Annotated in this window: 15 protein-coding genes and 1 tRNA gene; 6 read left to right on the forward strand and 10 right to left on the reverse strand. The window is 69.5% G+C overall.

Translation table 11 applies throughout. The annotated features are described in order from the left end of the window. Positions 1 to 190: 190 nt before the first annotated feature. A complete protein-coding gene (locus tag C7444_RS07945; protein WP_110400320.1) occupies positions 191 to 1,561 on the reverse strand; it encodes a Fic family protein in 1,371 nt (456 codons plus the stop codon). A gap of 861 nt (positions 1,562 to 2,422) precedes the next feature. On the opposite strand from C7444_RS07945, the gene C7444_RS07950 reads away from it, so the two are divergent. Then, positions 2,423 to 3,979, forward strand: a complete 1,557-nt coding sequence (locus tag C7444_RS07950) for a M20/M25/M40 family metallo-hydrolase (RefSeq protein WP_170130673.1) — start codon at positions 2,423 to 2,425, stop codon at positions 3,977 to 3,979. An 11-nt stretch (positions 3,980 to 3,990) separates the two neighbouring features. After that, the gene (locus C7444_RS07955; RefSeq protein ID WP_110400321.1) at positions 3,991 to 4,515 is read left to right on the forward strand and encodes an Lrp/AsnC family transcriptional regulator; all 525 of its coding nucleotides are present in this window, start codon (positions 3,991 to 3,993) and stop codon (positions 4,513 to 4,515) included. A gap of 24 nt (positions 4,516 to 4,539) precedes the next feature. Here C7444_RS07955 and C7444_RS07960 read toward each other — a convergent pair whose 3' ends face one another. Continuing rightward, positions 4,540 to 6,141, reverse strand: a complete 1,602-nt coding sequence (locus C7444_RS07960) for an HDOD domain-containing protein (RefSeq protein WP_110400322.1) — start codon at positions 6,139 to 6,141, stop codon at positions 4,540 to 4,542. Between the two features lie 64 nt (positions 6,142 to 6,205). Next, a complete protein-coding gene (locus C7444_RS07965) occupies positions 6,206 to 7,255 on the reverse strand; it encodes a quinone-dependent dihydroorotate dehydrogenase (RefSeq protein WP_110400323.1) in 1,050 nt (349 codons plus the stop codon). A gap of 45 nt (positions 7,256 to 7,300) precedes the next feature. Here C7444_RS07965 and rpiA point away from each other — a divergent pair, with 45 nt between their 5' ends. Continuing rightward, positions 7,301 to 7,963, forward strand: a complete 663-nt coding sequence (rpiA, locus tag C7444_RS07970) for a ribose-5-phosphate isomerase RpiA (RefSeq protein WP_110400324.1) — start codon at positions 7,301 to 7,303, stop codon at positions 7,961 to 7,963. Here rpiA and C7444_RS07975 read toward each other — a convergent pair. The 3 genes from C7444_RS07975 to C7444_RS07985 all read right to left on the reverse strand — a co-directional run bounded on the left by C7444_RS07975 (position 7,957) and on the right by C7444_RS07985 (position 10,158). After that, complete coding sequence (locus C7444_RS07975) at positions 7,957 to 8,763, reverse strand: BPSS1780 family membrane protein (protein ID WP_110400325.1); 807 nt, start codon at positions 8,761 to 8,763, stop codon at positions 7,957 to 7,959. The two genes, rpiA and C7444_RS07975, sit on opposite strands and share 7 nt — an antisense overlap. Before the next feature lie 13 nt (positions 8,764 to 8,776). After that, positions 8,777 to 9,745 (reverse strand): homoserine kinase, encoded by a 969-nt coding sequence (locus C7444_RS07980; RefSeq protein ID WP_110400326.1) that lies wholly within the window; start codon positions 9,743 to 9,745, stop codon positions 8,777 to 8,779. Positions 9,746 to 9,834: 89 nt separating this feature from the next. Beyond that, a complete protein-coding gene (locus tag C7444_RS07985) occupies positions 9,835 to 10,158 on the reverse strand; it encodes a hypothetical protein (RefSeq protein ID WP_110400327.1) in 324 nt (107 codons plus the stop codon). A gap of 42 nt (positions 10,159 to 10,200) precedes the next feature. Here C7444_RS07985 and polA point away from each other — a divergent pair, with 42 nt between their 5' ends. From polA to cho, 3 genes are read left to right on the forward strand one after another with little or no spacing between them, the layout of a single operon-like run. Further along, the gene (gene polA / locus C7444_RS07990; RefSeq protein WP_110400328.1) at positions 10,201 to 13,059 is read left to right on the forward strand and encodes a DNA polymerase I; all 2,859 of its coding nucleotides are present in this window, start codon (positions 10,201 to 10,203) and stop codon (positions 13,057 to 13,059) included. Positions 13,060 to 13,081: 22 nt separating this feature from the next. Then, positions 13,082 to 13,576, forward strand: coding sequence for a HugZ family pyridoxamine 5'-phosphate oxidase (locus tag C7444_RS07995; RefSeq protein ID WP_110400329.1), 495 nt, complete (start codon positions 13,082 to 13,084; stop codon positions 13,574 to 13,576). Positions 13,577 to 13,597: 21 nt separating this feature from the next. Further along, positions 13,598 to 14,473: an excinuclease Cho gene (gene cho, locus C7444_RS08000; RefSeq protein ID WP_110400330.1), complete on the forward strand. Its 876-nt coding sequence runs from the start codon at positions 13,598 to 13,600 to the stop codon at positions 14,471 to 14,473. An 83-nt stretch (positions 14,474 to 14,556) separates the two neighbouring features. On the opposite strand, the gene C7444_RS08005 is transcribed toward cho, so the two are convergent. From C7444_RS08005 to C7444_RS08020, 4 genes are all read right to left on the reverse strand, one after another. Beyond that, positions 14,557 to 14,644 (reverse strand) — tRNA-Ser (locus tag C7444_RS08005). 50 nt (positions 14,645 to 14,694) lie between these two features. Continuing rightward, a complete protein-coding gene (gene serS, locus C7444_RS08010; protein WP_110400331.1) occupies positions 14,695 to 15,993 on the reverse strand; it encodes a serine--tRNA ligase in 1,299 nt (432 codons plus the stop codon). Between the two features lie 73 nt (positions 15,994 to 16,066). Then, positions 16,067 to 17,056 (reverse strand): 4-hydroxy-3-methylbut-2-enyl diphosphate reductase, encoded by a 990-nt coding sequence (gene ispH / locus C7444_RS08015; RefSeq protein ID WP_110400332.1) that lies wholly within the window; start codon positions 17,054 to 17,056, stop codon positions 16,067 to 16,069. Further along, positions 17,056 to 17,508 carry an FKBP-type peptidyl-prolyl cis-trans isomerase gene (locus C7444_RS08020; protein ID WP_110400333.1) on the reverse strand — a complete coding sequence of 151 codons (453 nt, stop codon included), beginning with the start codon at positions 17,506 to 17,508 and terminating at the stop codon, positions 17,056 to 17,058. The genes ispH and C7444_RS08020 overlap by 1 nt, the downstream gene beginning before the upstream one ends. Positions 17,509 to 17,527 lie beyond the last annotated feature (19 nt).

Here is a 17,527-nt window from a genome sequence, read left to right on the forward strand (position 1 = left end):
CCCGCCCGCCGAGGCTGAGGCAAACTACTACTGGCATCTCGCCGAGCAGGTCGCTGTCGCGGCCTGACTTAAACCAACTGGCCTCCATGAAACCCGGGGCGGTTCATTATTGCATTGCTTCCGACTGCGCGTCTGTGCTCTACGCGAAGGCACGCGCTCGCGGCAAATGCGACCTCTCAGAACGGGCCGGTTACCGACGCCTTCCAGCGTCAATCCACCGCTGTGTCATGCCTCGGGCAAGGTTGTAACGGGCGCAGTTGTATTGCTCCAGGTGGTCCAACTCCGTGTGCGCGATGACCCGTAACGCTGCTATGTCTGCTGCGTCCACGGGCACCTCCGAAAATGCGTTCTCCAGTGTCCGGCCGTAGAAGACGACGAACTGCATGAGCTCATTCAGGGCCTGTCGGTAGCGTACCCGAATCGGGTCGGGGGCAGCCAGGGAGGCTCGCAGCACGCTGTACTTCTGAATCGAGCGACGGTAGATGAACTCGAACAGCTCCACGGCCGCAGCGACGTTGCGTTGCTCGTAGACACCGAGCATGGCCGTCGCGTAGTCCGTGCGCTCGACATCCAGGAACGACAGCGGCGCGCAGTTGTAAAGCATGAGCGGCATGTTCGCGCTCAGGCGGCTTGTGCGTTTGTTGCCGTCCGAGAACGGCTGCAGGTACGCGATATGGACCCAAAGGAAGAATGCGGCCTCCACAGGGTTGCGGATGTGGCGGACCTTGTCGACGATGGACGCCAGTGTTTCTTCCAGCAGCATGGGGATGTTGCTCGGGGAATAGACCGAGCCGTCGATGTTCACCATGCGCCGGCGGATGCTGCCGATGTCCCGCGAGTCCTTCAGCAAGTCCCGCATCAACTTGGCCTGCAAGTCGACGATGACGGGCACCGTGATGCCTTCGGTCGGCACGGCTTCAACCATGAACTCGATGGCGCTCTTGTGGTTGAGCAGCATCAGGGTGTCCTCGTCGATGGGGCCGGCTTGTTCCCCCAGCTCGAAGAGTGCCTGGGTGTCGAGCAAGCTCTTGTTGTTGCCCTCCAGGCGTGATGACGACCAGGACAGGTCAATCAGCAACTGCTCCAGAACTTCGCGGGCATAGGTGCCGGCAGGTTGCTGGTCGCGGCTGCGACCAGCGTTGAACAAGTCCGTGGCCAGTTGCGGGGGCAGCAGGCTGGACTGGTTCGGGATGTAGTTGCCCACAAAACTGCTGTCGTAGCCCACAGGGGTACGAGTTCCCAGAGGCGCGCGAAGCGATTCGACCAATGACAGTGCAGCGGGCGACCATCGCAGCAGGCCGGATCCTGTTGCGGTGGGTTCGACCGAAACCACGGCTCCCAGTGCGGCTTGGGCTGCATCCGTGGCCAGGTAGCGCGTGGACCGGCCGTCCCCCAGCTTCTCCAGAAGGCCAGACGCCAGCAGGTCTCGCAAGGCCCGGTTGATGGTCGGCCGGGAAGACTGAAGGGCTTGCTCCAGCGCTCCAGGCTGTACAGGCGCGCCGGCGCCAAGGACCAGGCGCAGCAAGGCCTCGTGACGGGGCGAAAGGCTGGCAGCAGTCATGGTTCAGGGAATCTTGTCAGTTGATGAGATAAGCGCCAAAATCTTGTCAATACAATAAGATTAGAGCTTAATCTTATCAATCTGAGCGGTCGGCGACAAGAATCCGGCGCGCAAGTCCAGGTGAAAGGCTTGGGGGACTGCGGCTGCCGCGGTTCAGGTTTGCCGGCCCCACTCACCCCGAATGAACCGAACGCAGGTGGTTAGAGGTTCGCCCCTCTCCAGGCACCACATCCTTGGACGCTTGGGTCAGTTCAGACAAGATGCCGCACGCCTGCGCAGAACGCGCGTCAAGAGGCCTTGATCTCTGAGCGTCTGGGGATGGACTTCACTCAGGCCGGCTGCTCCTGTCGAAGTGACGCCATGACTCCCCGCATCCGGCCCCTGGCTTTGAACAGTGGCCAACTACGGATGGGCCCATGATCACATGGGCCCCAACACCTTGTGACCGCGGCAAGGTGTGTGGCGTTCGCCCGTCCTGGGCACGTCGGCACTCGGGGGCACTGAAGGATGCCGTGGTCGCTCATCCGGATTGGTGCATCAATCGTGCGCTGGGCACGAAAAAATGCGGTGAACGCGCACCATTAGGCATCGGATGATGAAATCGTGCGGACATGGGTCGGCATGAATGCGTCGAAATGTGCCCAAGTCGTTGATCTGAAAGGATCTTGTCGATTCGGGCAGCGGATGGCCCCGGATTTGCTCACGCAGGCTGGTGTTCTTCGCTTCGGCCCCCATCGCAGCGATGCCACGCGATGCCCGGCGCGGCGTCAGCGACCCCGCGCCGACCCTGACGGCGGTCCGGCTGCAGCGCGTGACGGGGGCTGTCCCTTCTGGTCTGCCTTGCTTGTCGAGAGCCCTGTCATGACGTCCGTCCTTCCGTCCTCCCGTTTCCTGCGTCGCCACCTGTTCGGCCTGGTCTGTGCCACCCTGGCCGGCACCAGTGGTGCGCAGCACGTCATCAGTCCGTCGCAGGCCGAGCAGTTCGCCCGGCAGAGCTTCCCGGCTTACCTGCAGTTCCTGTCCATGCCCGCTGATGCGGCCAAGCCGGCCGACATCCAGCGCAACGCCGCCTGGCTGCAGGAGGCCTTCGAGGCGCGGGGCTTTCGCACCCAGGCCCTGCCCAACGAAGGCAAGCCGGTGGTCTACGCCGAGCTGCCCGCCGGCCAGCCGGGCCGCAAGACGGTGCTGTTCTACATGCACTTCGATGCCCAGCCCGTGACGCCCTCCGAATGGCAGACCGACCCGTGGACGCCGACCCTGCGTGCCCGCGATGCGGCCGGCCAGTGGCAGACCCTGCCGCTGAGCAAGCTGAGCACCGACCCGATCGACCCCGAGTGGCGCGTGTTCGCGCGTGCCGCCGCGGACGACAAGGGCCCGATCATCATGTTCCTGGCCGCCATCGACGCGCTGAAGGCGGCCGGCCAGCTGCCCGAGGTCAACATCAAGCTGCTGCTGGACTCGGAAGAAGAGAAGGGCTCGCCCCGGCTGCACAGCGTCATGGCGGCTCACCAGGCCCTGCTGCAGAGCGACGGCCTGATCGTCTACGACGGTGCCATGCCGGCCAGCAACCAGCCGGGCGTGAGCTTTGGCAACCGTGGCTCCATCCAGCTGGACCTGACCATGTTCGGGCCCTTGAGCGCGCAGCACAGCGGCCACCAGGGCAACGTCATTCCCAACCCGGCGCTGGGCCTGAGCCAGCTGCTGGCCACCATGAAGGACCAGGACGGCCGCGTCGTGATCCCCGGCTTCTATGAAGGCGTCCACATCAGCGAGGCCGACAGGCAGCAGATGGCGCAGATGGCTCCGCCCCCGGGGGCCCTGGCCAAGCGCCTGGGCCTGGCCAGGCTGACGACCTTTGCGGCCAACCCGCTGGAGGCCGTGCAGTACCCCTCGCTCGATATTCTCGGCCTGAGCGCCGGCCAGGTGGGGGCCAAGGCGGCCAACGCCATCCCGGCCACGGCCGTCGCCAGCCTCAACATCCGCACCGTGCCCGAGACCCCGCCGGCCCGCATGCTGGGCCTGGTGCGCCAGCACCTGGTGGACCAGGGCGTGCACCTGATCGAGGGCGAGGTGCCCACGGCACAGGAGCGCAGCCAGTTCAGCCGGCTGGCCCGTCTCACGATGCTGGCCTACCCCAGCACCTCGACCGCCGCCCGCGTGCCCATGGACTCGCCCCTGGCCCGCTGGGTGCTGCAGGGCGTGAAGGCCCCGAGCCGGATCGAGCCCGAGAAGGTGCGCATGATCGGCTCGACCCTGCCGATGAGCGGTGCGGTCGACGTGCTCAAGATGCCCTATGTGGTGGTGCCCCTGGTGAACGCCGACAACAACCAGCATGGGGCCGACGAGAACATGCGCCTGGGCAACTACCTGGAGGGCGTGCGCACCATCGCGGCCATGCTCACCACCCGGCTGCCGTGACCGCCCGCGCCATGAGCGACACCGACAAGGCTCCTGGAGGCGATGCCGACGCCGTGGTCCGTACCGGCGCAGGCCTCGATCCGCACGACCGCCTGATCCTCGACCTGCTGCGTGACGATGGCCGCCTCACCAGCCAGGAACTGGCCCGGCGGGTCGGGCTGTCGCCGTCGCAATGCTCGCGCAGGCGGCTGGCGCTGGAGCAGCAGGGGTTGATCCTGGGCTACCACGCCCAGCTCTCGCCGCGCGCCGATGGTGCGCCGCTGCTGAGCCTGATCGAGGTGAGCCTGGCACGCCAGGCGGTCGATGCGGTGCAGGCGCTGCTGCGTTTCGTGCGCGACGAGCCGCATGTGCGTGACATGTACAAGCTCACGGGCGATCACGACTACCTCATCAAGGCCGCCGTGGGTGATCTTCCCGCGCTCAATCGGCTGCTCAACAGCCTGTCCGCGCTGCCGGGCTGCGTGGCCCATCTGCAGACCTCGGTGGTGCTGGAGCGCATCAAGGAAAGCGGTCTGATGCTGCCGCTGGATCCATGAGCCGGGCGACGGGCGGCCGCGGGGTCAGCCGCCCGCCTTCCTCGGCATCAGGATGATCTGCACCAGCTGGTCACGCAGGGACTTCAGCAGCGTCAGCTCCTGGTCGCCGATGGCGAGGGAGCCGGCGTCGCGCCGGTCGGCGTAGACCAGCCCGACGGGCTGGCCGTGCACGGTCAGCGGCAGCAGCAGGAAGGTCTGGGCGGTGACCCGGCTGCGGAACCAGGCGGGCAGGTGCCGGGCGATCGACAGGTCGCTGGCGTCGGAGATCAGCGTGTCGGCGGCCTTGATCGACAGCAGGCCGAAGAGGTCCGAGGGCGGCGCCAGCGGCACGGTGAAGGTGGGCATCAGCACGCTGACCCGGTCGCCCTGGCCGTAGCGGCCGCGCAGCTGCGCCGGCGGGCCGGGCGTCCTCAGGCAGATCAGGATGCGCTGCAGCTCCAGCGTCTCGACCATCATGGTCATGTAGGCCTGCCAGAGCTGTTCGGCGGGCGTGCCGGCCCGCGCGAGGGCGTCGAGCTGCTTCATGCCCTGGTTCAGCGCCTGCTTGACGGCCTTGCGCCGGGCCGCGTCGCTGGTAGCCACGAGGGTGGAGCCGGTCTTGCCGGGAGGCTGCTTGCGCGGCAGGTCGAGCACCAGCGCCATGTCGTTCCACTGCCGCATCGAGGTCTCCAGCGTCTGGGCGATGGTGCTGTCGTCGATCGCCAGGCAGGTGCCCCAGCGGGCCACGAAGGCCAGTCCGTGGGCCTCGAGCTCCGGGCCGGGGGTCGCGTCGATGCACAGCCGGGCCAGCTCGTTGGCGGCGGTGCAGGTGACACGCAGCAGCTTGTCCATGCTGGCCGGCTCGTCCAGGTTGGCCGGCACCAGCGGCCGCAGCGCCGACTGCAGCGCCTCGGGCCAGCCCCACTGGCAGGCGATCTCCACGCCGAGCTCCTCGTAGGACAGGCCGAGCACCTCACGCTCCAGCCGTTCGGTGGCGAGCAGGTCGACGGGGGCCGCGGGGTCAGGGGTGGCTTCGCGCTGCTCGTCCAGGCGCTGCTCGATGGTCTCGGCGTCGTCGGGGAAGTGCAGCCACGCCAGCATCGAGCCCAGGTTCTGGAACAGCGCGGTGACGTAGATGTTCTCCTCGAGCGCGCGCACCGGGCAGAGCTGGTGCGCCAGCGTGGCGGCCAGCAGGGCCAGGGCGAATTCCTCGCGCACGCGGGCGCCGTCGCTGCCCTTGGGCAGCCGGTCGAAGAGCTGCAGCGAGGCCGCCAGCCGTCCGATCGCCTCGAAGCCCATCAGCGCGACCGCCCGGGTGATCGTGGTGATCGAGCCCCCGCCCACCGAGTTGTAGAAGGCGGTGTTGATCAGCCGCAGCAGCTTGTTGGTGAGCGCGACGTCGTTGAGCACCTCGTCGGTCAGCACCCGCATGTGGGCCAGGTCGGAGCGGGTGACCTTCTGGATCGAGCGGATCGAGTCCTTCAGCGAAGGAAAGTCCTTGCGCTCGTGGATGCGGTTGAAGAGCCGCTGCAGCCGTGCTTCCCGGGCGGCGGCCTCGTCCTCGACCTCGCTGACCGGGTCGGCGGGGCGTGCCGGTGACGTGTCTTCGGTGCTGGTCGGGGTCGAGGGGACATCAGGCGCGCTCATGCCCCCAGCCTAGCGGCTGCGGACCGTACCCAGGCTCGGAAGAAACGTGGAAAAAGCCCGTTCGTCAGCGGGCCGTGGCGGCCTTCAGCGCCCGGGCGCAGTCGCCCACCAGGCCGGGGCCCTGGTAGATCAGGCCGGTGTAGACCTGCACCAGGTCGGCACCGGCCTCGAGCTTGGTGCGGGCGGCCGTGCCGCTGTCGACGCCGCCGACCCCGATGATCGGGTAGGCCGCGCCCAGTTCGGCCCGCAGCTGGCGGATCACCCGGTTGCTGGCCTCGAACACCGGCCGCCCGGACAGGCCGCCGGTTTCCTGGGCGTGGGCCAGGCCCTGCACGGCCGACCGCTCGATCGTGGTGTTGGTGGCGATCACGCCGTCGATGCCGTTGTGGCGCAGCGTGGCGGCGATCACCTTGACCTGGGCCTCGTCGAGGTCCGGGGCGATCTTGACGAACATCGGCACCTGGCGGCCGTGCTGGCCGGCCAGTGTCTGGCGTCGCGCCTGCAGGGCGCCCAGCAGCGCGTCCAGCGCGGCGTCGCTCTGCAGCGCGCGCAGGTTCTTGGTGTTGGGGCTGGAGATGTTGATCGTCACGTAGTCGGCGTGCGGGTAGACGCCGTCCAGGCAGATCAGGTAGTCCCGCTCGGCCTGCTCGATGGGGGTGGCCGCGTTCTTGCCGATGTTGAGTCCGAGCAGGCCGCCCGAGCGGCGAAAGCGCGTGGCCCGCTTCACGTTGGCCAGGAAGCTGTCCAGGCCCTCGTTGTTGAAGCCCAGCCGGTTGATCAGCGCCTGCGCGGCGGGCAGGCGGAACATGCGGGGTTTCGGGTTGCCCAGCTGGCCCAGCGGCGTGACGGTGCCGACCTCGATGAAGCCGAAGCCCATCGCGCCGAGGCCGTCGATGCAGCGCCCGTTCTTGTCCAGCCCGGCGGCCAGGCCGATGCGGTTCGGGAAACGCAGGCCGGCCACGGTGACCGGGTCGTCGACGCGCGCGCGGGCCCACAGGCACTGCAGCGGCGTGTTCTGGAAGCGCGCGATCGAGTCGAGCGTCAACTCATGGGCCGCTTCGGGGTCCATGCCAAAAAGGAAGGGGCGGGCGAGGGCGTAAGGCACTGACGACATAATCCGGCGATTGTCCCAGAGACTTCCCTGATCCCGTTCCTCAACATGACTCAAGACGAACTCAAGGCCCTGGTGGGCCAGGCGGCCCTGGCCTATGTCGTGCCCGGCAGCATCGTGGGCGTGGGCACCGGCTCCACCGTCAACCACTTCATCGACGCGCTGGCCACGGTGCGCGACACCATCCGGGGCGCCGTCTCCAGCTCGGTGAAGAGCACCGAACGCCTGCTGGCGCTGGGCATCCCGGTGCTGCAGGCCGAGGAGGTCGACTCGCTGCCGGTCTACATCGACGGCGCCGACGAGATCGACGCCCGGGGCTGCATGATCAAGGGCGGTGGCGCGGCGCTGACTCGCGAGAAGATCGTCGCCGACCTGGCCGAGCGTTTCATCTGCATCGCCGACGAGAGCAAGCTCGTGCCGGTGCTGGGCCGCTTCCCGCTGCCCGTCGAGGTGATCCCGATGGCGGCCACGCAGATCGCCCGCCGCTTCGCGAAGGCCTATGGCGCCCAGGCCGTGCTGCGCGCCGGGGTGGTGACCGACAACGGCAACCACATCCTGGACGTGAGCGGCCTGTCGATCACCGATCCGCTGGCCATGGAGGCCGAGACCAGCGGCTGGCCGGGCGTCGTCACCGTGGGCATCTTCGCCCGCCACCGCGCCAGCGTCTGCCTGCTGGGCACGGCGGACGGCGTGCGCACGATCGCCTACTGATCCGTCGCGGTCACGGTGGGGGCGGCGTCGATCTCGAGGCAGCCTTCCACCGTGGCGGCGAGCGAGGCGTAGAACGCGGTCGAGAACATCAGCGCCACCGGCATCGCCAGCAGCATGACCAGCTGCTGCAGGCCCAGCAGCGTCAGCAGGCCGCCCAGCAGCATCGACAGCGCCACGTCGGCACCGGCCCAGGCCAGCGCGTAGACCCCGAAGGCGCCCAGGTTGCGCCAGCTGGCCAGCGCGCTGGCGAACAGGGCCTTCGGGATGGCCATGTTTTCGCGGTGCACCAGCACCGGGGCATGCCAGAACAGCAGCGACAGCGGCACCATCAGCAGCGCCCGCAGCACCATGCTGCCCTGCAGGTCGCCGATCGCCGCCATCACCTCGGCTTCGGTGCGCTGGTCCTCGTCGCCGCTGCGCAGCACGTCCCAGGCGGCTTCCAGGCCCGGATCGACCAGATCGGCCAGCCCCAGCAGCACGAAGGCCAGCACCGCGTGCAGCGCGCCCAGCTTCAGCAGCCGCGGCCGTGCCGGCGAGCGCAGCGGCGCCAGCAGGTGGCCCAGGCTGGCCGGCTGGCCGGCCTGCAGGGCCTGCACCTCGTGCACCCAGCCGGCGGTCAGCAGCGGCAGCAGTGCTCCGACCAGCAGCGGGCCGATCCAGGGCATGCCCAGCAGCATGCCCATCAGCAGCATCGTCAACGCGAACTGGCCGCTGAGCGCCAGCGGGTGGCGCAGCAGCAGCATCACGCCACTCTTCATCCACAGCGCGCCCTCGCGGGCCGTGGCTCGGCGCAGTTTCATCGGGGATCCTCGTTCAGCTCACACCATGCCAGGGGTTGGCGATGCGTTCGCGCAAGACGCGCTCGAAATGGGTCGGATCGTGCGGCTGCAGCATGCTGGCCTCGCGCGGCAGGTGGAAGTCCCACAAGCGCGAGATCCAGAAGCGCAGCGCGGCGGCCCGCAGCATCGCCGGCAGCAGGCGCAGCTCGTCGTGGGTCAGCGCCCGCTCGTCCTCGTAGGCCTGCACGAAGGCGGCGGCCCGCAGCTCGTCGAGCCGGCCGGTGGACAGGTCGATGCACCAGTCGTTCAGGCACACCGCCAGGTCGAACAGCCAGGCGTCGACGCCGGCGAAATAGAAGTCGAAGAAGCCGGTGAGCTTCTCGTGGCCGGGCAGGCCGTCGAACATCACGTTGTCGCGGAACAGGTCGGCGTGCACCGGGCCGCGTGGCAGCGCTTCGTTGGCCGGGGTCTCGGCCACCGAGCGCTGGAAGAACAGCTCGTCCTCGAGCAGCGTGCGCTGCTCCGGCGCCAGGTGCGGCAGCACGACCGGCACGGTCTCGATCCACCAGTCCAGGCCCCGCAGATTGGGCTGGTGCAGCGGGTAGTCGCGGCCGGCCAGGTGCATGCGCGCCAGCATGCGGCCGACCTGCTCGCAGTGCCAGCTGGCCGGCGCGAGCTGGCTGCGGCCCTGCAGGCGGTTGACCACCGCGGCGGGCTTGCCGCCCAGCCGGTGCAGGATCACGCCGTCGGCGTCGGCCTGCGGGTCGGGCACCGGGATCTCGCGCCGGGCCAGGTGCTTCATCAGCTGCAGGTAGAACGGCAGCTGTTCGAAGGTCAGCCGCTCGAACACGGTGAGCACCCACTCGCCCCGGTCGGTGCTCAGGAAGTAGTTGGTGTTCTCGATGCCGGCGGTGATGCCACGCAGATCGGTCAGCGAGCCCAGCGACAGCCGCTGCGCCAGGGCGGCGGCTTCTTCGCGGGACACTTCAGTGAATACGGCCATGACAGCTCAGTCTTGCGGAAGAGGGGGGTGACACGCGAGCGCGTCCTGCCCACGCCGGCCCGGGAGGCGGCGCGAGTGCGGCAATCGGATCAGAAACGCAGCAGGGACCAGACCCGCTGGCCACCGACGCCCCGCGAGCCGGCGGCGTTGGTGCCCGGATCTCGGCCCCGGGTGCTGGGCACGATCTCGTAGTCGGGCAGCACCTGGTCGCCCTGCTTGGGGTGCACGGTGATGCGCTGCACCTCGCCTCGCACCCGCAGCTCCTCGACCACGACGGTCGGCTCGTCGATCACGGTGCGGCTCACCGCCGGTTCCCGGGTCACCGGCGTGGCCGTGATCGGGGGGGCGGCCAGCGCGGCCGCCGACAGGGTGCTGCCCAGACCGACCGTCAGGAAGGTGCGAAGGATTTTCATGCTCCGGATTGTAGGAGGCCGGACCGCGCCACAATCCTGCCCATGAGTTTGCCCCTGTCTCCTTCCGATGCCACGACCCCCGCCGAGGTCGATCCCGTGGTGGTCGCGCCGCGGCCGGTGCTGCTGCTGGTCGATGGTTCCAGCTACCTGTACCGGGCCTTCCACGCCATGCCCGACCTGCGTGGCCCCGACGGCCAGCCGACCGGCGCCATCCACGGCATGGTCGCGATGATGAAGCGCCTGCGCGAGCAGGTCGCCGCCGAGCACGCCGCCTGCGTGTTCGACGCCAAGGGCCCGACCTTCCGCGACGAGTGGTATCCCGACTACAAGGGCCACCGCCCGCCGATGCCCGAGGACCTGCGTGCGCAGATCGAGCCCATCCACGAGGTGGTGCGCCTGCTGGGCTGGCCGATCCTGGAGGTGCCGGGCATCGAGGCCGACGATGCGATCGGCACGCTCGCCCGCCTGGGCGAGCAGTCCGGCCACCGCGTGGTGGTCTCCACCGGCGACAAGGACCTGGCGCAGCTGGTGACCGAGCACGTCGGGCTGATCAACACGATGAGCAACGAGTCGCTCGACATCGCCGGCGTGACCGCCAAGTTCGGCGTGCCGCCGGACCGCATCGTCGACTACCTGACGCTGATGGGCGATGCGGTCGACAACGTGCCCGGCGTGGAGAAGGTCGGGCCCAAGACCGCGGCCAAGTGGATCGCCGAACATGGCTCGCTCGACGGGGTGATGGCCAACGCCGGGCGCATCAAGGGCGTGGCCGGCGAGAACCTGCGCCGCGCGCTCGACTGGCTGCCCACGGCCCGCCGGCTGGTGACCGTCAAGATCGACTGCGACCTGACCGGCCACCTGCCGGGCTGGCCCGCCCTCGAGGCGCTGGCGCTGCGCCCGGTCGACCCGGACGGGCTGCTCGACTTCTACGGCCGCCACGGCTTCCGCAGCTGGAAGCGTGAGCTGGAGGCGCAGGCCGTCGTGGCGGCGCCCGCACCGGCGGCGTCGCCGGCCGCGCCCAGGGCCCGTGACAGCGGCGGCACCGGCGACCTGTTCGCCGCCGAGGCGCCGGCCGACGAGGTCGATCCGCCGTCCTCGGGCCGCTACGACACCGTGCTGACCCGCGAGCAGCTGCAGGCCTGGTTCGATCGCCTGCGCAGCGCCCCGCTGGTGGCGCTGGACACCGAGACCGATTCGCTCGACGCGATGCAGGCGCGCATCGTCGGCATCAGCTTCGCGGTGCAGCCCGGCGAGGCGGCCTACGTGCCGGTGGGCCACGACTACCCCGGCGCCCCGGAGCAGCTGCCGCTCGACGAGGTGCTGGCGCTGCTGCGCCCCTGGCTGGAGGACCCGGCCGCCGCCAAGCTGGGCCAGAACATCAAGTACGACACCCACGTGTTCGCCAACCACGGCATCACCGTGCGGGGATATGTGCACGACACGATGCTCGAGAGCTACGTGCTCGAGGCGCACCGCCCGCACGGCCTGGCCAGCCTGGCCGAACGCCACCTCGGCCGCGCGGGCCTGAGCTACGAGGACCTGTGCGGCAAGGGGGCCGGCCAGATCCCGTTCAGCCACGTCGACATCGAGCGGGCCAGCCGCTACTCCGGCGAGGACAGCGAGATGGCGCTGCAGGTGCACCAGGTGCTGTGGCCCGAGCTCGAGGCCGCCGCCGGCCTGCTCGACGTCTACCGGCGCATCGAGATGCCCGCGGCCCGGGTGCTGGTGCGCATCGAGCGCCACGGCGTGCTGATCGACGCCGGCGTGCTCGCCCGGCAGAGCCAGCAGCTGGCCCAGCGCATGCTGACGCTGGAGCAGGAGGCCTACGACATCGCCGGCCAGCCCTTCAACCTGGGCTCGCCCAAGCAGATCGGCGAGATCCTGTTCACCCGGCTGGGCCTGCCGGTGAAGAAGAAGACCGCCACCGGCGCGCCCAGCACCGACGAGGAGGTGCTGCAGCAGCTGGCCGCCGACTACCCGCTGCCCGCGCGCATCCTCGAGTACCGCGGCCTGGCCAAGCTCAAGAGCACCTACACCGACAAGCTGCCGCAGATGGTCAACCCGTCCACCGGCCGTGTGCACACCAACTACGCGCAGGCCGTGGCGGTGACGGGGCGGCTCTCGAGCAACGAGCCCAACCTGCAGAACATCCCCATCCGCACCGCCGAGGGCCGGCGGGTGCGCGAGGCCTTCATCGCCGCGCCCGGCCATGTGCTGGTCAGCGCCGACTACTCGCAGATCGAGCTGCGCATCATGGCGCACATCTCCGGTGACGCCACGCTGCTGCGGGCGTTCGCCGAGGGCCTGGACGTGCATCGCGCGACCGCGGCCGAGGTCTTCGGCGTGCCGCTGGACGAGGTCAGCACCGAGCAGCGCCGCTATGCCAAGACCATCAACTTCGGCCTGATCTACGGCATGGGCGCCTTCGGTCTGGCGCAGAGCCTGGGCATCGAGCAGAAGGCCGCGCGCGACTACATCGAGCGCTATTTCACCCGCTACCCGGACGTCAAGCGCTACATGGACGAGACCAAGGCCGGCGCGGTCGAGCGGGGGCATGTCGAGACCCTGTTCGGCCGCCGCATCGTGCTGCCCGAGATCAAGGGCGCCAACGGCCCGCGCCGTGCCGGCGCCGAGCGCCAGGCGATCAACGCGCCGATGCAGGGCACGGCGGCCGACCTGATCAAGCTGGCGATGATCGCCGTGCAGCAGGCGATCGACGACGAGGGCCGCGCCAGCCGCATGATCATGCAGGTGCACGACGAGCTGGTGCTCGAGGTGCCCGAGGCCGAGCTCGACTGGGCCCGCGAGGCGCTGCCGCGGCTGATGGCCGGCGTGGCGCAGCTCAAGGTGCCGCTGGTGGCCGAGGTCGGCGTCGGTGCCAACTGGGAAGAGGCGCACTGAGCGCCGACGAGGAGCCCGCGAGATGAGCCATGTCTCCCGCCTGGACCAGGCCCTGCGTGAGCTGCTGCGGCAGCGTCCGGTCGCCGCGCTGGGCACGATCGACGACGACGGGGCGCCGTTCGTGTCGATGGTGCCCTACGCCGTCGAGCCCGCCAGCGGGGCGCTGGTGCTGCACGTCAGCGGCCTGGCGGTGCACACCCGCCACCTGCGGCAGCGCCCGGCCGTCTCGCTGATGGTGATGGGGGCCGACGATGCGACCGAGATGGCGCAGGCGCTGCCGCGGGTGACGATCTCGGCCCGGGCCGAGACGCTGGAGCCCGGCAGCGAGGACGCCCGGGCGGCCGAGCGCGCCTACCTGGCGCGTTTCCCCGCGGCCGAGCTGATGACCGGCCTGCCCGATTTCCGCTTCGTGCGGCTGCAGGCCACGGCGGTGCGGCATGTCGCCGGCTTCGGGGCGGCCCGCTCGGTCGAGCCGCAGGCGCTGGCGGCGCTGCTGCGCCCGGACGCCGCCGACTGACGGGGTCCGCCCGCCGCCGCCATGCACCTGCCGCGCCGCCGCCAGCCCGGTTTCGAGTCGGACCGGATCCACGAGTACCCGGTGCACCTGCGCGAGGCGATCGCCGACATGCCGGCCGCTCCCGGGGTCTACATCTTCCATGGCGACGACGAGCGGATGCCGCTCTACATCGGCAAGAGCGTCAACCTGCGCAGCCGGGTGCTGTCGCACCTGCGCAATCCGGACGAGGCCCGCCTGCTGCGCCAGACCCGGCGCATCAGCCACATCCGCACCACCGGCGAGATCGGCGCGCTGCTGCTCGAGGCGCAGCTGATCAAGCGCCAGCAGCCGCTGCTCAACCAGAAGCTGCGCCGCAACCGCCAGCTCTGCTCGCTGCGCCTGCACGACGGGGTGCCGGAGGTGGTGCATTCCCGCGACATGAACTTCGCCACCGAGCCCGACCTGCACGGCCTGTTCTCCAGCCGCCAGGCGGCGCTGGAGCGCCTGCGCGACCTGGCCGACGAGCACCGGCTCTGTTACGGCGCGCTGGGGCTGGAGCGGCTGGTCCCGGGGCGGGCGTGCTTCCGGGCGATGCTGCACCGCTGCGGCGGCCTGTGCCGCGGCGACGAGGCCCCGCAGGCCCACCACCAGCGGCTGCTCGACGGCCTGGCGCACCTGAGGGTGGCCTGCTGGCCGCATCCGGGCGCGATCGGCCTGGTCGAGCGGGATGGCGAGGACCTGCAGATCCACGTGATCCGCAACTGGTGTTACCTCGGCAGCGTCACCGAAGCGTCGCAGGCGGCGGCGCTGGACCGTGTGGCCGCCGATTTCGACGCCGACGGCTACCGCATCCTGTGCGGCCCGCTGCTGGGCGGGCAGGTCGAGATCATGGCGCTGCACGCCGGCGCGTCACTCTGAACGGTTGGCCCGAAAATGTCGAACGGGATGGCCGCAAGCGACCAAGAAAAAAGCCCAAGCAAATCGATTGCTTGGGCTCATTCTGGAGGAGAGGGAGGGATTCGAACCCTCGGTACCTTGCGGTACGCCTGATTTCGAGTCAGGTACATTCGACCACTCTGCCACCTCTCCGGTATCTTGCTGTGGTCTCGCCGTGAAGCGAAGACCGCTATTCTAAGGCATCAAGCCACCAGCCTGTCAACACCTTTCAGGTAGGGATGCAACACTTCGGGCACGGTGATGCTGCCGTCGGCGTTCTGGAAGTTCTCCAGCACCGCCACCAGCGTGCGGCCGACCGCCAGGCCCGAGCCGTTGAGGGTGTGCACGAACTCGTTCTTGCCCTGCGCGTTCTTGAAGCGGGTCTGCATGCGACGGGCCTGGAAGGCTTCGCAGTTGGAGCAGGAGCTGATCTCGCGGTAGGTGTTCTGCGCCGGCACCCAGACCTCGAGGTCGTAGGTCTTGGTCGAGCCGAAGCCCATGTCGCCGGTCGACAGCAGCAGCACGCGGTAGGGCAGGCCGAGCTTCTGCAGGATGGTCTCGGCGTGGCCGGTCATCTCCTCGAGCGCGGCGTTGCTCTGCTCGGGGTGCACGATCTGCACCATCTCGACCTTGTCGAACTGGTGCTGGCGGATCAGGCCGCGGGTGTCGCGCCCGGCCGAGCCGGCCTCGGAGCGGAAGCAGGGGCTGTGGGCGGTCAGCTTGATGGGCAGCTGGTCCATCGGCAGCACGCTGTCGGCCACCGCGTTGGTCAGCGTGACCTCCGAGGTCGGGATCAGGTACCACTTGCTGCCGGCGGCCTCGCCATCACCGGAGGTGACGTGGAACAGGTCCTGCTCGAACTTGGGCAGCTGGCCGGTGCCCTGCAGCGCCCGGGCCTGCACCAGGTAGGGCGTGTAGCACTCGGTGTAGCCGTGTTCCTGCGTCTGCACGTCCAGCATGAACTGGGCGAGGGCGCGGTGCAGGCGGGCGGCCGGGCCTTTCATGAAGCTGAAGCGCGAGCCCGACAGCTTGGCGCCGGTCTCGAAGTCGAGGCCCAGCGCGGCACCGAGGTCGACATGGTCCCGCGCCTCGAAGTCGAAGTGGCGCGGCGTGCCCCAGCGGCGCACCTCGACGTTGGCGCTCTCGTCGCTGCCCACCGGCACGTCGGCCTGGGGCAGGTTGGGCACGCTCATCAGCATCTGGTCGAGCGCGGCCTGGATCTGCGTCAGCCGCTCGGCCCCGGCCTTCTGCGCGTCGCCGATGCCGGCCACCTCGGCCATCACGGCGCTGGTGTCCTCGCCCTTGCCCTTGAGCATGCCGATCTGCTTGGACAGCTGGTTGCGCCGTGCCTGCAGTTCTTCGGTGCGGATCTGCAGCGTCTTGCGCTCGTTCTCCAGCGCCTGGAAGGCGTCGGCGTCGAGGAAGGGCTGCGGGGTCTTGCGGGTCTCGAGTCGGGCGATGACGCTGTCGAGGTCCTTGCGCAGCAGGGCGATGTCTAGCATGGAGGCGGGCTTTCGGCGAAGAAGGGGGTGGGCGGACGAGCTTGCTCGTCCGCCGCGCGCAGGCGCGAGGAGGTCAGGAGGAGGATCGGGCGGCGGCTTCGGCCATGGACTTGTCGCCCAGGCCCCGGGGCAGCGGGAAGTGCACGGTCTCTTCCACGCCGGGCATCTTGCGCACGGCCAGGGCGCCGAGGCTGCGCAGGCGTTCGATCACCTGCTGCACCAGCAGCTCGGGGGCCGAGGCGCCGGCGGTCAGGCCCACGCGCGGGCGGCCCTCGAACCAGGCGGGCTGCAGCTCGGCGGCGCTGTCGACCATGTAGGACGGCGTGCCGCGGCGTTCGGCCACCTCGCGCAGGCGGTTGCTGTTGGAGCTGGTCGGGCTGCCGACGACGATGAGGATGTCGACCTCGCCGCTGAGCACCTTGACCGCATCCTGGCGGTTCTGCGTGGCGTAGCAGATGTCCTGCTGCTTGGGCTCGCGCACCAGCGGGAAACGGGCCTTGACGGCGGTGAGGATGCCGGCGGCGTCGTCCACGCTCAGCGTGGTCTGCGTGACCACCGCGATGCGGCTCTCGTCGGCGATGCTCACCCGGGCGACGTCGTCGATGTCCTCGACCAGGTGGATGCCCCCGTCGAGCTGGCCCATCGTGCCTTCGACCTCGGGGTGGCCCTTGTGGCCGATCATGATGAACTCGTAGCCCTCGCGACGCAGCTTGGCGACCTCGACGTGCACCTTGGTCACCAGCGGGCAGGTGGCGTCGAAGATCTCGAAGCCGCGCGCACGCGCCTCGGCGCGCACCGCCTGGCTGACGCCGTGGGCGCTGAACACCAGGGTCGCGCCAGGGGGCACTTCGGCCAGGTCCTCGATGAAGATCGCGCCCTTGGCCTTCAGGTCGTTGACGACGTAGGTGTTGTGCACGATCTCGTGGCGCACGTGGATGGGCGCGCCGAACTTCTGCAGCGCCCGCTCGACGATCTCGATGGCCCGGTCCACGCCGGCGCAGAAGCCGCGCGGCTGGGCCAGCACGACCTCGCGCACGTCACCCTGGGGTTCGCCGCGGTCCATCACAGCACCCCGATCAGTTGCACCTCGAAGCTGACGGGCTGATCCGCCAGCGGGTGGTTGAAGTCGAACAGCGCCCAGTCCTGCTCGACCGGGCCGACCTCGCGCACCAGCCCGGCGTAGGAGCCCTGGCCGTCGGGGGTCGGGAACTGCACCACGTCGCCGACCTGGTACTGCTCGTCGGGATCGCCCAGCTCGCGCAGCAGCGCGAGCTTGACCCGCTGGATCAGCTCCGGGTTGCGCTGGCCGAAGGCCTCGCCCGCGGGCAGCTCGAAGACGGTCCGGGTGCCTTCCTCGAGGCCGAGCAGACGGCGCTCGATCGCCGGGGCCAGCTGGCCGGTGCCCAACGAGAGCGTGGCGGGCTTGTCGTTGAAGGTGTTGACGATGGCGGCCCCGTCGGGGCCGGCGAGTCGGTAATGCAGGGTCAGGAAAGAACCCGGTTGAACCTGTGGCACGCGCTGTCCTGTTCTCGAT

Origin of the sequence: Sphaerotilus hippei (genome assembly GCF_003201595.1) — a bacterium.
GTDB lineage: Bacteria > Pseudomonadota > Gammaproteobacteria > Burkholderiales > Burkholderiaceae_C > Sphaerotilus > Sphaerotilus hippei.